The organism is Nannocystis pusilla (assembly GCF_026626665.1).
GTDB lineage: Bacteria > Myxococcota_A > Polyangia > Nannocystales > Nannocystaceae > Nannocystis > Nannocystis pusilla.
The window spans coordinates 11512075-11526825 of sequence record NZ_JAPNKE010000002.1 but is presented as its reverse complement, the minus strand read 5'-3'; the positions used below and the strand labels follow the sequence as shown (position 1 = coordinate 11526825).

The window sequence follows — 14751 nt, the reverse complement described above, 5'->3', positions numbered from 1 at the left end:
CGACCTGCCGATGGTGGGCGATCGAGCGGCGCAACGGCTGGCGGTGATCCACCAAATAACGATTGCGCCGACCGTTGCGCTCGCGGGTGATGTAACCCGAGGTCGTCAGCTCCTTCACGATTCGCTGCACACCGCGCTCGGTGAGCCCGACCTCGGCCGCGACGTCGCTCAGACGGATCCCGGGGTCTCTCGCCAGACACAGCAGAACATGCGCGTGGTTGGTCAGGAAGGTCCACCTGTCTTGATCTTCGGGCATGAGCTCGCACCATCCGTCCAATGCGTTCGGGGGGTCTTCGATGTTGCGGCATGGAGCGGGAGGCGTCAATGGTGGAGCGCCGCCCCGCCGGCCTGCGTATCGAAATGCGCAGTCGCGGCGCGACCGGCCGCAGCGCCGGCGCAGCGGCCTGAGCCATGAAGCCGCGCTCGAATGCACCGAGCAGGCGGCGCAAGTCACTCCGGGCCGGCTTTCGGAGCTCGCACGTGCCCGACGGCGACCCGCGACAATGCGCCGGTGGCTTCGAGGCCGGCGAAAAAGGTGAATCCGCGGCGCATGGCCGGGGCCGCGCGCCGCCGTCCCGAAACGATGTACTGCGCGGGAAAACCCTTGTCCATCGGCGCGTCGGGCCCGTGATCGATGTGCCCTGTCCGTGCAACACGTTCTCGCAGCCACCTTTCGGTGCCGTCATAGACGGGAGATGGCACGAAAAGACCGGCCTCTCCGAGGCAGCCTCGGCGGCGACCACCATTGGCATTTTTTGCCCGATCTCCGCGCATCGGAGCCGAACGGGGGATGGCGCCCGCACGTCCCCGCCGGCCAGCCCCCGATCACGATCACGCAGATCCGCCCAATAGAACATGTTTCTGAGCGCGACCTGAGCCCCGAGCGGCCCGTGCGAGGGTGGGAATGTTTCCAGCAGCCGCCCTCGGCGCAACGCCGATTGCGAAACAATAGCGATTCCAGGGGCAGAACCACCCGCCCGGGGCTCGCCCGCGAGACCCGCGCGAGTCGCAGCGAGTCTCACCACCCTCGAATCACCGCCGCCATGGGCGCGCACCTCGATGCGGCCGGTCGCGTCGGGCCGCGAGCGCTCGCCGCGGCCCGATGGTTCGCGGCTCAGATCGTGAACAGGCGGATGAAGGTCATGAAGATGTCGTAGTTGCCGTCGTAGGTCGCGTCGTGGACGGTGGCCGGCGCGGTCGCGGCGTTGATGCCGGTGTTGCTGCTCGAGTTGGTGCCGCCGACGCCGACGAGCGTGTCGAACCGCTGGTCGACCGCGAGCACCGCCTCGTCGGTCCCGTCGCCGCCGTTGTACGAGCCCCAGACCTCGCTGCCGTCGGCCTCGAAGTTGACGAACAGACCGTCCCACACCGAGCCGGCGTAGGTGTTGTCGAAGCCGCTGCTGAAGAGGCCCGAGGAGGTCGTCGCGCCCGAGAGGTAGACCTCGCCGGCGGCGTCGATGCCCTCGAACTGATCGAAGCCGCTGCCGCCCCAGTAGCGCGACCAGACGGGGATGTCGCCGTCGACGTCGAACTGGGCGAGGAACGCGTCGGTGACCCCGGACTTGCTGGTCAGCGCGAAGGGACCCGAAGCGATGCCGCTGGTCGAACCGGCGACGCCGGCGAGGTAGACGAGGTCGTCGGGACCGGTGGTGTCGACGGCGACGCCGCGCCCCTGATCGTCGCCGCTGCCGCCGAAGTAGGTGGCCCACTCGAGCACCCCGTCGGTGTCGTAGCGGACGAGGAAGGCGTCGTGGCCGCCGCCGTGGGTGTCGAAGAAGGCGCCGTCGAGCTCGTTGTTGGCCGAGGTGCTGTAGCCGCCGACGTAGACGGCGTCGTCCGAGCCGACGCCGCAGTCGTACGCCAGCGTCTCGCCCGCGCTGCCGCCGTAGTAAGTGCCCCACAGCAGCAGGCCGGTGTCGCCGGAGAACTTGGCGACGAAGGCGTCGACGGTGCCGTCGAGGGTGTCGTCGTGCGGGGTGAAGTCGAGGACGCCGTCGAAGAGGTCGTCGGAGGTGGTGGTGCCGACGATGTAGACATCGCCCTGAGAGTCGAGGCAGGTGGCGAAGGCCTCCTCGTGGCCGCTACCGCCGAAGTACGTGCCCCAGCGGCGCAAGCCGGTGCCGATGAACTTGACGAGCATGGCGTCGCCCTCGCCGTCGAGGAAGGTCTGGTGGGTGCTGGGCGTGGCGATCACGTCGTTGACGGTGTTGGCCGAGCGGGTGCCGCCGGCGGCGTAGTAGACCGCGGCGTCCTCGTCGTAGACCACGTCGTGGAAGGTGTCGTCGCCGCTGCCGCCGTAGTAGTTGCCCCACACCTGGCTGCCGCCGGCGTCGAACTTGGTGAAGAAGGCGTCGTGGCCGCCGTTGTGGGTCGAGTCGTGCAACGAGCTGGCCGCGAGGCCGCTGGTCGAGGCGATGTCGCCGACGGTGACGACATTGTTGTCCTCGTCGAGGACGACGCCGCGCGCGGTCTCGAAGGCCGAGCCGCCGTCGTAGGTGCCCCACATCCGCGTGGGGTCGGCGTGGGCCGCGGGCACGAGGCCGGCGAGCGTCGCCAGGGCCGCGGCGGCGGTGATGCAATAGCGAGTAGCGTGAATGCGATCGTATGGGTCGAGTGCATGATCGTCGAGCTCCGAAGCGGCGGGCAGGCCGGAGGGCCGCGCCGACGCCCGCGCCCGCCGAGCAAGCGCCGCACCGAGCGGAAAAAATCCCGTCATTTCGCCGTCGGGGGGCGCGGCGGGGCCGAGCGAGCGGCCGCTGCCGCAGGGTCTGCCGCATGGGGCCGCCGCATGGGGACGGCGCCGCGCGGCCGGGGTGTGTTTCGCGTATCATGGCCGCCGGAGACCGGCGTGCCCCCTGCGATCATCGACATCGGCGTCAACCTCACCCACCGCTCGTTCGCCTCGGACCTGCAGGCAGTGCTGACCCGCGCGCGTGGGGCGGGCGTGGCCCACATGGTGGTCACGGGCACGAGCCTGGCCGGGCAGCCACGCGGTGGAGCTGGCGGTGGCGCACCCGGGGCTCCTGTCGGCCACCGCGGGGTGCATCCGCACGACGCCAGGCACTGGGAGGCCGACGCGCCCGCGCGCCTGGCGAAGCTCGCGGAGCGGCCTGCAGGTGCTGGCGATCGGCGAGTGCGGGCTCGACTTCGACCGCGACTTCTCGCCCCGTCCCGCGCAAGAGCGGTGCTTCGCGGCGCAGCTCGAGCTCGCGGCCACGACCGGCCTGCCGGTGTTCCTGCACGAGCGCTCGGCGCACGCGCGCTTCGCCGAGATCCTCGCCGAGCACCGCTCGCGGCTGTGCGACGCGGTGGTGCACTGCTTCACCGGCACCAGGGCCGAGCTGCATCGCTACCTCGACCTGGACTGTCACATCGGCATCACCGGGTGGATCTGCGACGAGCGCCGCGGCCTGCACCTGCGCGAGCTGGTGCGATCGATCCCCGCGAACCGCCTCATGATCGAGACCGACGCGCCGTTCCTCGCCCCGCGCGACCTCAAGCCCACCCCCAAGCGCAACGAGCCGGCCTTGCTGGCGCACGTGGCCGCGGCAGTGGCGAGGGCCCGAAGCGAGACGGTCGAGGCGCTGGCGGCCAGCAGCACCGCCACGGCGTGCGCGTTCTTCGGCCTGAAGCTCGCCACGGGCTAAGCCGACGCCCGGCTTCCACGGCCCCGACTCTTCTCCGCCCCGGGAGCGCTCGCGGTCGAGTCGGGCCGCGCGGGGCCGTGTGGCTTCATAAATGAATGGACATGTCCGTGGCGACATGTCCTGAAGCGCATGTCTTATCTCGTCATTCGAACAGCCGCCCCCACACGTCCGGCGGATGGAGGAACTCCTGATACGCGAGCGCGTGGCGAGCGCTCGTGCTATACGGCGGTCATGAGCGACGACATCGGCGAACTCGTACGCCAGGCCTACGCCCTCGACACCGCCGGCCGCGAGCGCGAGGCGATCGCCTTCTACGACCGGGCCTGGGCCCTCGGTGGCCCCGCGGACGACCGTGTCGCCTTCCTCCTCGGCTACGGCTCCACCCTGCGCAACGTCGGCCGCCTCGACGAATCGCTCGACATCCTCCGCCGGGCCGACGCCGAGCGTCCCGGCGACCCCGCCACGCGTTGCTTCGAATCGCTGACCCTGCACAGCCTCGGCCGCCACGCCGAGGCTGTCGCCACCATGCTCGAGGTCGCGCTCGCGCTCAAGGCCGGCTCGCCCTCGCTGCTCCGCTACGCCCGCGCGCTCGCCTGGTACCGCGACGAGCTCCGCGGCGCAGCCGACGAGCCCGAGAACACATGACCGCGCCCGCCTTCGGACGGCCCGCACGCCGCCCCCGCCGGCTGCCGCGGCGTTGACAGCGGCCGGGCGCCTGGGTAATCGCGCGATCGTGATCATCGATCTCACGTGTCAGAAGTGCGAAGCGAGCTTCGAGCTGAACGCGCAGGCGCTCATCGACGGGACGGAGCCGCTGCAGTGCCCGCAGTGCGCCGCCAGGGCCCCGGCCGACCTCGCGCGGGCCTTCGTCGCGGCGCTCACGGAGTTCCGCGCCCAGGTCGCCGCGCTGGACCGGAAGTTCTTGCTCAGCGTGACGTTCGAATCCCCTCCATCGCGGAGCTCGACGACCTCGACTCCGAGGACGACGACGAGCGCTGAAGCCCGACGCCCGCTCCGTCGACCTCATCCGTCCGCGTGATGTAGAAGAAGCCGATGCACATCTCGTCGTCGGTCCCGAAGCCCCACCGGGTCGTCGTGTCGCGGCTGGTGGTGTCGTACGTGCAGGTGATCCGCAGGACATCGCCGGCGAGGACGCGCAGCGGCTGCTCGTAGAACGCGAACCGCTGCCAGTGGAACTGGTAGCGATTCACCTGAGCGAGGCACGACTCGCTCCCCCGATGGTTCGCAGTCACCCGCAGCTCCTTGCCGAGGTTGTGCATGTGTGGCCACACGCCCCAGAGCGTGTAATCGGCGTCCATCGTCATGGCATGGGACTCCGTCGCCGCGGGCGAGCCGGGCGGGAGATCGAGCTGCGTATCGGCGACGCGGACGATGCTGGCCTCGCGCTCGACCACCGGCTCGAGCTTCAGGTCGACGGCGGTGCGGTCGGGCGCGGTTCCGTTCTGCCAGTGTAGTGCATCTGCAGCACGGCCTTGCGCCCGGCGCCGATGCGCAGCCCCGTCCCGGCGGGGAAGTCGCCGCCCTTGTCGCTCGGGCCGCTGCCGACCAGCCAGCGCGACGGCACGATCGTGTCTCCGAAGCACGTGTACCCGGGGCCTTCCTCGGCGGCGTCGAGGTCCGCGGCGGCCTGCTCGTCCTCCGCGGAGTCGAGCGCGTAGAGGGTCAGATGATGGACCACGTCGGGCCGGCCGAGGCGCACCTCGAAGGCGGTGACGAACGCGTCCTCGGCCAGCTCGGGCGCGAGGACGAAGCAGCGGTAGTCGTCGATGATCGGCTGAGCCGGGGCGTACGGCGTCGGCATCGTGAGGGTCAGTCGACGCGATCGAGCCGCCAGGCAGGCAGGCCCTCGAAAGTTCGCCCCGTGATTTCGCCGGCGGGGGCGCCGGCCTGCGCCCACGTCGCGAGCGCTGCGATGTCGGCCTCGGACAGCCAGGGCGCGCCGACGTAGGTATTGCAGCCGCCGCTGTTGTCGAGGTTGAACGGCGGCATCGAGCGCTCCACGGCGGTCCTGGCGATCAGGGCGGCGAAAGGTGCGGTCTCTTCGTATGTACTGAGGGCGAACGGCGCGATCCCCCGAGCGATGACACTCCGTGCACCTCTCGGCGAGGATCGGCGCGATGTCCCGAGGTATGTCGGACCATCCGGAGGCGCGCCGGACGACACCAGGGTCGAAGCATCCGCTGCGTATGCCGAGGTGTCGGACGATGCGTAGGTGGGATTGTCGGAAGGCGCGTCGGACGATGCGCCGGCGCAGCCACCGGCCCATGTCAATCCCACGTGGCCTGCCACGATTGCGATGGGGAGTCGTCGCATGCTCGCAGGGGAGCTCGAGTGGATGCGGGAGCCACAGGTGTCGCGCCCGCCCGACGACCAGGGTCCGCGAAACGCATGCGGCAGAGCGCCTGGAGGATCTCGCCGGTCGACGCGGAGCGTCCGCCACGAGGCGAGGCGCGCGGCGTTCGGTGAGTCATTCACCCGGACTCGCCGACACGCGCAGGTGCATCGCCTCGATGTCGACCTGCGAGCAGGACTCACGCGGGGTTTCCCGATCGCCACGAGGACATGCAGGCGCTCGCGAGGGGGATCCATCGCCGTCGCCTCTGCACGCCCACGACGTACACGGATTCGCGGGGAGCGCGTCGGCGAAGCGCTCGAAGGCCGCCGCGGTGAGGCCTCCCCGACGTCGTCACGCTCCCTCGCGTTCGCCGAGCTGGAGCGGCACCTCCGGCGCGCCGGGGCGATGACGGCGCGGCGCATCGGCGTCGGCGAGCAATGACGAGAGTCGCCGGGCCGCGCGATGTCACGATCTCCCCGGCGGCAGATGCACGCGCGGTGGCGTCGGCGCCGCCGCATCGCGCTCCTCGCCGCGGCCGTCGTGCGCCGGGGACGGAGCGGTCAGCGGATCGTTCTTCACGCTCCTGCAGGCCGGCTGCCTGCGCGCCCGGCGACGAGGCCGAAGTTCGCGCCGGGCTCGACCCGGCCTGCCTGCGAACGGTATCGTCCGCCACGCTCATGCCCCACGCGAGCGATTTCGCCGACGAGCGCCACGAGCCCGCCCGGGCCGAGGTCGGCGCCGCGGCACCTGAGAGGCGACCCTCGCTGAATTTCCGGGATTGGGCGGTGTGCGCCGTCGATGCAGTGGCCGAGTGGCAGGCGGGCTTTGGCGCCTATGAGTCTCACCCGTCGCTCGAGATCGGTCCGGACGCGCTCGCGCGCGGCCTGGCCGAGCTGAGCGAACGTCTCACCGGCATCACCCGTTCTTTCACCCGCGTTACGCGGGGCAGATGATAAAGCCGCCGCATCCGGTGGCGGTGGTCGGCTATCTGGCGACCATGCTGATCAACCCCAACAACCACGCCCTCGACGGCGGACCGCCGACCGCGGTGATGGAGCGAGAGGCCGTCGACGCGCTGGCGCGGATGCTCGGGTTCGACGAGCACCTGGGTCACCTGACCTCGAGCGGGACGATCGCCAACCTCGAGGCGCTGTTCGTCGCGCGCGAGACCCATCCGGGCCGGGCGATCGCGTTCAGCGAAGAGAGCCACTACACGCACGCGCGCATGGGCCACCTGCTGGGCGTGCCGACCCGATCCGTGCCCGCCGATGCCCGGGGCCGCATGGACCTCGACGCGCTCGCCGAGTTGCTCGCCCGCGGCGAGGTCGGGACCGTGGTCGCAACGCTCGGCACCACCTCCCTCGGCGCGATCGACCCGCTCGACGCCATCGTCCCTCTTGCGCGCGCGCACGGGCGAGGTCCACGTCGACGCGGCGTACGGCGGGTTCTATGCGCTGCTCGCGGGGCGAGCCCCGACGGGCTCGACCCGAAGCCGTGCGCGCGCTCGCCGATTGCGACTCGGTGGCGATCGACCCGCACAAGCACGGCCTGCAGCCCTATGGGTGTGGGGCCGTGCTGTTCCGCGATCCGGCGGTCGGCCGCTTCTATCGCCACGACTCGCCCTACACTTACTTCACGTCGGGCGAGCTTCACCTGGGCGAGATCAGCCTCGAGTGCTCGCGGGCCGGCGCCGCCGCGGCCGCGCTGTGGCTGACGCAGCGACTGTTGCCGCTGACCGCGGACGGCCTCGGCGCCGTGCTCGCGGCCAACCTGCGGGCGGCCCGCGACTGGGCGCGCCGGATCGAAGCCAGCGAGGCGTTGACCCTGTACCAGCCGCCGGAGCTGGACATCGTCAACTGTTTCCCGACCCTGGACCGCCCGACGATGACCGCGATCGATGCGGCCAGCGCGGCGGTGCTGCACGCCGGCATGCGCGAGCGCGATCCGGTGTTCCTGTCGACGTTGCGGGTGACCGGCGAGGCGCTCGAGCAGAGGCATGCGTCGGTGGTGAAGGACGCGGCGAGCGCGAGGATCCTCCGCAGCGCGCTGATGAAGCCCGAGAGCGAGCTGGGTGACCTGGTTGCACGATCGCGTCGCAGGACTGGCGGCGCGGGCCCGGGCAGGCGCCCTCGCATCCGCTTGACGGGTCACCTGACCTCGCCCGGACACACGCTCGTCGTCGACTCGCCCATGCCACCATCGCCGCCCCGCATCGCGGCGCCGCGCGGAGGCGCCTGCCCGCGCGATCGACACGTGGTACCGTGTCGCTCATGATCCGCGGATCGCTCCCGTCGCTGGCGCTCGTGGGGGTCATCGCGACCCCGCTGGCGGCGTCGGCCGCGAACGGTCTCGAGCCGCGCACGCCGGTCGCCTGGCCCGACACCACCCCTTGCCTCACGGTCGTGGACCGCCAGCAAGAGGTCATGCTGCACCTGGCGTACGGGGTGCCCTACGAGGACGTGGACGTGACCGTCGACGAGGTCGCCGACAGTCGTCGCCACCAGTTCGTCGCCTTCTGCCGCGATCACAGCCGGGAGGAGTTCCTGCCGATCTGGCTGACCTGGAAGGATGTCGAGGCGGCCGCGGCCAAGATGCTGGTCGACCCCATGCTGGTCGAGGACGACGCCGTCCTCGAGACCAGCAGCGTGTGGCAGGACTGCTGGTTCCCGATCACGCCGGACGACGCGCGCCGGCCGATCACGTTCGCCGAGGCGAGGAAGGGCGTCGACTGGGACACCACCGCGCTCCCGGCCGGGGCCTATGTCGTCCAGGGCTACACCTGGGAGCCGGCGGTCAACATCTACTCGCAGCGGCCGGGCGTGGTTCACGTCGTCGACGGGCTCGACCTGGCCGCGGTAGGTCCGGCGGCGGCAGTGACGACCACGCTCGACTTCACCTTCGCGGAGGACACCTACGCGATCGACGGCTGCACCCGCGCGCTGCCGGGCTCGACGCTGAGCGTCTACTGGTCGATCACCGGCACCGGGGGGCTCGACTGGAAGCTCTACGGCGAGGACATCCCCGTCGAGGGCGAGTCCTTCAGCCTGCAGTTCTTGCCCCCGCCCGAGACGTCCGGACGCACCGTGGCGCTCCGCGTCGACGTCACCGACCCGATGCAGCGGACCTTCAGCGCCTACCCGCTCAACCTGCTCACGGTCCTCCCGGGCAGCTCCGGCGGCACCACCTCCGACACCACCGCCGGCTGCGACCCCGAGGCCGCCTTCGTGAACGCGCCTTGCGACACGAGCGGCGACGGCACGACCGGCGAGCCGGGCGGAGCGACGACCTCGACGACGAGCACGTCCACGACGAGCGAGCTGGCGACGGCGGGCACCTCCGCCGACGCCGCGGGGACCACCGAGCCTGCCTCGTCGACCGGACCGGCCCTCACTTCGGACGCGAGCGGTTGCTCGTGCGACGCCACCGCGTCGGCCAGTCTCGCCTGGATGAGCCTCCTGGCGCTCGCTCGTCGGCGCCGCCGGCATCGCCGCGACGGCGTCGCGACGAAGCGGGACTGACAGCACACTTCGGGCCGCCTCGACGCCGGGCCGGGGCAAGCAGACATGTCTCTTCAGACATGTGGCCATCGAGACCCGGCCATGTCGCCATGCTCGGCACGAGAGCCGCCGCTCCCCGCACCCATCGGCCGCGATCGTCGAGGTCGGCCCACGGGGTGCAGACCGGGCAGACCGACTCCGAGTATCATCGCGCCGCCATGTCTCGCAAACGCACCGCGATCGTCCTCGGCGGCTCCGGCTCGGTCGGCGCCGCCCTGCTCCGCGAATTGTTCCACGACGACGGATTCGACGCCGTCATCACGCTGTCGCGGCGCTCGCTGCCCGAGGTCGTGGCGATGGCTCGCACCGCCGGCCGCAGCCTCGAGGAAAAACTCGTCCCCGAGATGAACCCCGCGGCCCTGGCCGCGGCGACGATCGACGCTGCGAGGGACCTCGACGGCGACGTGGAGGGATTCAGCGTGCTCGGCGTCGGTGCCGGCACGGCGAAGCTCACGCTCGAGGAGCATCGCGCGGTCGACGTCGCGCTGAACGAAGCGTTCGCCCGGGGGCTGCGAGATTCGGGCAAGGTCCGGCACCTCGCGTTCATGAGCGCCGCGGGCGCGGACCCGACCGCGAAGCCCAGCGGCAGCGGTGCCGCGGGCATGTCGAGGTACAACCGCGTGAAGGGCGAGTCCGAAGAAGCCGTGCGCGCGAGCGGGCCGGCGATCGTGAGCGTGTTCCGGCCCGCGATGATCATCGGTTCGCAGCACACGCCGTGGCTGCTCGAGAAGACGCTGCCGCTATTTTCGTTCCTCACGCCGGCGAAGTACAAGTCGATCCGCGTGGAACAGATCGCCAGGGCGATGATCGCCGCGGCGAAGCACCACCCCGCGACGAGCGCGACGTATCACTACCCGGAGATGATGGCGCTGATCGCCAGCGGGCAGCCATAGTCTCGGCGCCAATCAGAAGTCCCTGGCGCCGGCGACGGGCGAGCCGACAGCTATCGCCGCGGTCCGCCTGCAAGCCCGAGGCCGCTCGACGGCGCCAGTCGCCGAGCGGCCATGATTGCGCCGCGCGCGAATCGACGCTACGCGCCAGGCTTCACGTACTGGAATTCCGGCACGCCGCCGGCCGCCCAGACCCCGACGATCTTGCGGGGCAGACCCCACATGCTCGCCAGATTCAGCCCTTCGTCGCCCGCGAAGCCCTGCTCCAGAGCCTGCAGCAGGGACGTGAAGCCGGCATTGAGCCGCTGCTGCGCGGTCGCGAGCCCGTCGCTGCCCGTCTGCGGGTAGATCTTCAGCGGCTCGCCGAACTTCAGCATCGCCTGGACCATGCGGAAGCGGGCGAAGTGGCTGAAGCGGTCCTCGAGATCCTTCAGATCTTCCGGGCGCAGGTCGGGCTCGATGAACGGACCCCTGCTGCCCTCGCCCTGGCCGATGATCGCCTGGATCATCTGGTCGGCGGTCTTCCGCGCCGACGCGCTGTCGCCGGAGATCGTCGCGCTGAAGCCCGTGTAGTCGGCGCCCGGATAACTGGGGTCGGCGAACTCGCTCTTCTGCCGGTGGTCCGCCGCGGGGTCGTAGAGCCGGTCCCACAGCGCGTCGATGCCCTGCTCGATGGCCTTGTAGAACTGCCCGATCGAATCGTAGACCTGCTGCGGCCCGTTCGGCGGCCGGTCGGTCTTCGGCTCGGGCGTCTCGATCGCGGCCAGCAGCCGCATCTGGGCCTCGTTCACCGGCCCGAGCTGCACGGGCACCGTCCCCGCGATCCACGGCGGGAACCCGTCGAAGCGCGGCGCCCACTCGCCCGTGAACTTCGGCGCGTACCCCCTGGCGGCGAACAGCGCGTTGAACAGGTTCGAGGCCAGCTCGAGGTGCAGCATCTCCTGCATCGCGATCGAGTAGATGTTGTTGAACGCGAGCTGCTCGGGGCTGCGGTTGCTCGGGTTGCGCACCGACTGCAGCCCGGGGGGATTCATCGCGTCCGACCCCGGCACCTGCAACGAATAGGCCGCCGTCAGGTACAGCGGAATGGTCCACATCTCGAGGTACACGGCCTTCTGAAGGTGATCGGCGAGGGCTTCGGGCGTCCAATCCTGATTCTGCATACCCAGTCTCCACCGCTCGGCAATCGAGCGTCGAAGCCGTGGGTCTATCACGCTCGATCACCGCGACCAAGCACGATGTTCGAGCAGAATAGCATGCGATGCACCGGCGGGCGCCCGCCCATCCGCCCGCCCGCCGCCCATCTGGCGACATCGAGCATTCGCCGCCAATCGCACGACACCACCTCTAAAATGATATTCAGTATCAACATGTCTCTCGAGACAGATCGCGCGATCGCCCGCGTCGCCGCCGCGCGGCGGCGAACCTGGCCGCCGCGCGCCCCCATTCGTCGTACGGCTCGCGGGCGCGCCTCGCCCGTCCACGCGTGTGCGGGCCGCGTGCGCGCTCACGCGCGGCTGCGGAGGACCCGGACGAACAAGACCATCGAGGGCACCCATATCAGCAGACCGAGGACGATCCCGGCGATCGAGTCGCCGAGCGGCGCGGCGCCGGAGTTCACCGGGCGGCTCACCCACGGATCTTCGGGCAGGAAGCGCACCGCGAGCTTCCTCGACGCGCGGGCGCTGTCCCAGTCGCCCCGGGGCAGCGCCGTCCACAGGCCCTCGCGGCCGGTCGCGTCGCGGAGGGTGTACGTCTCCGCCGCGCCCGGGAGCGTGAACGCGTACCGCACTTCATACGTGGTACTGCGCCCCGTCATCACCCGCGTGCCTACCACGTCGGCCTCGACGATGTCGCCGCCGCTGCGCAGGCGCAGCTTCGCCTCGGTCTCGACGACGCCGAGGTAGGTGATCGCTCCGCCGATCAGCACTCCGACGCGAAGCCCGAGGAGCACTCCCGACGAGGACCTGCGGGTGCCTGGATGCGCGGCGGTCACGGCCGCATTCTCGCAGATCGCCGGCTCGCCGGGGCGTGCGCGACCTCCAGCGCGCGAGCGCCGGAGACCGTATGGCACCACGCCCAGGCGCGCCCGCCGAGGCCGCCGCGCACGAGCAGCCAGCGTCCTGCCGAAGGCCGCGACGCGGCCGGCCTGAACGGCTCGTCGAGCGGGCTCAGCGTCCCACGACGGACACCGGCGCTGCGCCATGATCGCCGCGGCGCCCGGCGAGCACCACCGCGACCGGTGCGGGTCGATCTCGAGCGTGGCCACGAGCTTCACGACGCAGCGCCTCTGGCACTCAGGGCCCCAGGACGGCCGCTCGCCGGCGCGAGCGCCGGCGGCCCGGCTCACCGGTCCGACAGCGTGCGCAAGAACGCGACGATGTCCGCCTCCTGCGCCAGCGTGAGCCCGAGGTCGCCGACGTCGGCGTCGAGGTTGCGCGGCACCTCCGGCGCGGGCCAGCACGTGACCTTCTCGCCGGGGTCGTTCGCCGCGCAGCGGGGCAGGACGTCGCGCGTGTTGTAGAAGTGGACCATCTCCTCGAGGCTCTTGAAGTACCCGTTGTGCCCGTACGCCTTGATGAACGAGGGCCGCGGTCGGCGGTCGACGTTGCGCAGGGTCGGCACTCGATGCTTGCCCTCGTTGGCCGCGGCATACTCGGCGTATTCCGGACGGGTGGCGAGGAAGCCGCCCAGGCCGAGATCGACGTACGCCTCCCCGAGCGGATTGATGGCGGGCGGCTGATCGTAAAACGGGTTCTCCGGATTACGCGGCGCTCCGATGTTGGCGAACGTGAAGTCGGTGAAGAGCGCCGGCCCGCCCTTGACCGCCCCTGCGATCGCGTGGCAGGTGTCGCACTTCGCCTCGCCCTTGAACAGCGACAGGCCGCGCTTCTCCGAATCGGTGAGCTCGACCTCGCCCGCGAGGTACAGGTCGAACTTCGAGCTGAACGGGCTCATCTCGCGCGAAGCCTCGTAGCGGGCGATCGACCGCGCGATCGCGGCGAAGGCGGCGTCCACGTCGTCGCACACGGCGAAGCCCCACACGAATCGAAGCAGCAGCCAGTACTCCGATTGAAGGCTGCACGCCCGCGCCACGACCGCGGCCGCGTCGGGCAGCGCCTGCTCGAGCGGGTTCAGGAATGGCCCCTGCGCCTGATCGGCCGCCGACGTACCGAGCTTCTCTCCGGTCGCTCGACCGTCCCAGAAGTTGCCGCCGACGAACTCCCCCGCGGGGCTGCGGTGCAGCGGCGGGCTGAACGGCGCATAGGCGCTGCTGGGCGGTTTCGCGCGCCGAAGCGCCCGGGGACGGAACCCTCGTAGACGGCGCCGTGGGCGTCGACCTCCTCGACGGGCCCGGTCCAGCCGACCTCGCGGCCATGACACACGTCGCAAGCCTGATTGCCCCCGATCGACAGCGACTCGTCGAAGAACAAGTGCTTCCCCAGCACCTCGACCGCGGCGAGCTCGGACCGCGCCGATTGGGCCGTGGCCGGTCCGCCGTCCATGGAGAGTAACGCGACCCAAACCGTCGAAGCAGCTGCGACCATCGTCCGCACCTTTCTGTCCCTCGTACCGGCCGGCACGCCCGGCCGCGGCGCTCGGTCAGAGGGTAGCGCGCAGCGAGGTCACGGCAACCGGCCGATCGATCGGCCCATTGTCGTCCGCTCGGACGAACGACGGGCGGCGCCGACTCCACGATTGCCCCTCGCAGCTACAGGGCTCGGCGTGGTCGCAATCATTCACCGCACAGGCGTGCGCGAGGTCGAGAACCCGCGCCAGCGAGCCGCACAGGCCGACTGCGTGCATGCGAGCGAACCCAAGAGGACGCGACGGTCGGCGACCCGAGCGCCGGCCGGACGGAGCCGGTCACGGCTCGAGGACGGTCGTGAACATCGCGCCGAGCGCGAGCTGGCAATCCGCGGTCCGCTGGTCCGCCCAATCGCGCGCGGCCTGGACGCACGCCGGTTCGGGCCGGCCATCCGCCTGCTTCGGGCAGCGCTCGACGGCCGCGCGGCGCTCCTGTTCGAGGGTCGCCAGTTCGTCGATGCGGTCGATGCAGGCCTGGCTCTCGGACGGCAGCGAGCTGCACTGGGCCATGAAGCGATCGCCGGCGCGCGCGAGCGTGCGGCGCAGCGCGGCCTCGTCCTGCCCGGGCAGCGTATCCTTCAGCGATTGCTCCCACAGCGTCAGCATGACATCCCTCGCGTGCGCACAACGTCGGTCGTGTTCGGTGCAGCCGAGGAGCACGAGGAGCACGGGGACGAGGAGGCGACGACGCATCCCTCGAGCATAGGCGATGC

11 protein-coding genes and 3 pseudogenes are annotated in these 14751 nt (G+C 70.8%); 5 read left to right on the top strand and 9 right to left on the bottom strand.

Features of this window, described 5'->3' with window-relative positions:
* Positions 1–79: 79 nt before the first annotated feature.
* A pseudogene (locus OV079_RS60065) lies at positions 80–256 on the bottom strand (winged helix-turn-helix domain-containing protein); the annotation flags it as partial.
* Positions 257–1114: 858 nt separating this feature from the next.
* Positions 1115–2536, bottom strand: coding sequence for a hypothetical protein (locus OV079_RS50925; protein WP_267777813.1), 1422 nt, complete (start codon positions 2534–2536; stop codon positions 1115–1117).
* A 469-nt stretch (positions 2537–3005) separates the two neighbouring features.
* On the opposite strand from OV079_RS50925, the gene OV079_RS50920 reads away from it, so the two are divergent.
* Both OV079_RS50920 and OV079_RS50915 read left to right on the top strand, forming a co-directional pair.
* Positions 3006–3647, top strand: a complete 642-nt coding sequence (locus tag OV079_RS50920) for a TatD family hydrolase (protein ID WP_267777812.1) — start codon at positions 3006–3008, stop codon at positions 3645–3647.
* A 231-nt stretch (positions 3648–3878) separates the two neighbouring features.
* The gene (locus OV079_RS50915; RefSeq protein ID WP_267777811.1) at positions 3879–4292 is read left to right on the top strand and encodes a tetratricopeptide repeat protein; all 414 of its coding nucleotides are present in this window, start codon (positions 3879–3881) and stop codon (positions 4290–4292) included.
* Positions 4293–4573: 281 nt separating this feature from the next.
* Here OV079_RS50915 and OV079_RS50910 read toward each other — a convergent pair whose 3' ends face one another.
* The 3 genes from OV079_RS50910 to OV079_RS50900 are packed head-to-tail and all read right to left on the bottom strand — an operon-like array spanning position 4574 to position 5669.
* Positions 4574–5062: a monooxygenase gene (locus tag OV079_RS50910; RefSeq protein WP_267777809.1), complete on the bottom strand. Its 489-nt coding sequence runs from the start codon at positions 5060–5062 to the stop codon at positions 4574–4576.
* Positions 5063–5073: 11 nt separating this feature from the next.
* Positions 5074–5469 (bottom strand): hypothetical protein, encoded by a 396-nt coding sequence (locus tag OV079_RS50905; protein WP_267777807.1) that lies wholly within the window; start codon positions 5467–5469, stop codon positions 5074–5076.
* Positions 5470–5477: 8 nt separating this feature from the next.
* A complete protein-coding gene (locus tag OV079_RS50900) occupies positions 5478–5669 on the bottom strand; it encodes a hypothetical protein (protein WP_267777806.1) in 192 nt (63 codons plus the stop codon).
* Between the two features lie 1098 nt (positions 5670–6767).
* Between OV079_RS50900 and OV079_RS60060 the strand changes: the two are divergent.
* The 3 genes and pseudogenes from OV079_RS60060 (at position 6768) to OV079_RS50875 (ending at position 10453) form a co-directional block, all read left to right on the top strand.
* Positions 6768–8146 (top strand): annotated as a pseudogene (locus OV079_RS60060) (pyridoxal phosphate-dependent decarboxylase family protein).
* A 127-nt stretch (positions 8147–8273) separates the two neighbouring features.
* Entirely contained in the window at positions 8274–9521 is a 1248-nt protein-coding gene (locus OV079_RS50880; protein WP_267777800.1) for a hypothetical protein, read from the top strand.
* A 197-nt stretch (positions 9522–9718) separates the two neighbouring features.
* Entirely contained in the window at positions 9719–10453 is a 735-nt protein-coding gene (locus OV079_RS50875; RefSeq protein WP_267777799.1) for a Rossmann-fold NAD(P)-binding domain-containing protein, read from the top strand.
* A gap of 137 nt (positions 10454–10590) precedes the next feature.
* Here the strand turns inward: OV079_RS50875 and OV079_RS50870 are convergent, their stop codons facing one another.
* The 4 genes and pseudogenes from OV079_RS50870 to OV079_RS50855 all read right to left on the bottom strand — a co-directional run bounded on the left by OV079_RS50870 (position 10591) and on the right by OV079_RS50855 (position 14731).
* Positions 10591–11613, bottom strand: a complete 1023-nt coding sequence (locus tag OV079_RS50870) for a ferritin-like domain-containing protein (RefSeq protein WP_267777796.1) — start codon at positions 11611–11613, stop codon at positions 10591–10593.
* Between the two features lie 344 nt (positions 11614–11957).
* The gene (locus OV079_RS50865) at positions 11958–12446 is read right to left on the bottom strand and encodes a DUF3592 domain-containing protein (RefSeq protein WP_267777794.1); all 489 of its coding nucleotides are present in this window, start codon (positions 12444–12446) and stop codon (positions 11958–11960) included.
* Positions 12447–12796: 350 nt separating this feature from the next.
* A pseudogene (locus OV079_RS50860) lies at positions 12797–13956 on the bottom strand (cytochrome-c peroxidase).
* A gap of 361 nt (positions 13957–14317) precedes the next feature.
* Entirely contained in the window at positions 14318–14731 is a 414-nt protein-coding gene (locus OV079_RS50855) for a hypothetical protein (protein WP_267777793.1), read from the bottom strand.
* Positions 14732–14751: the final 20 nt, after the last annotated feature.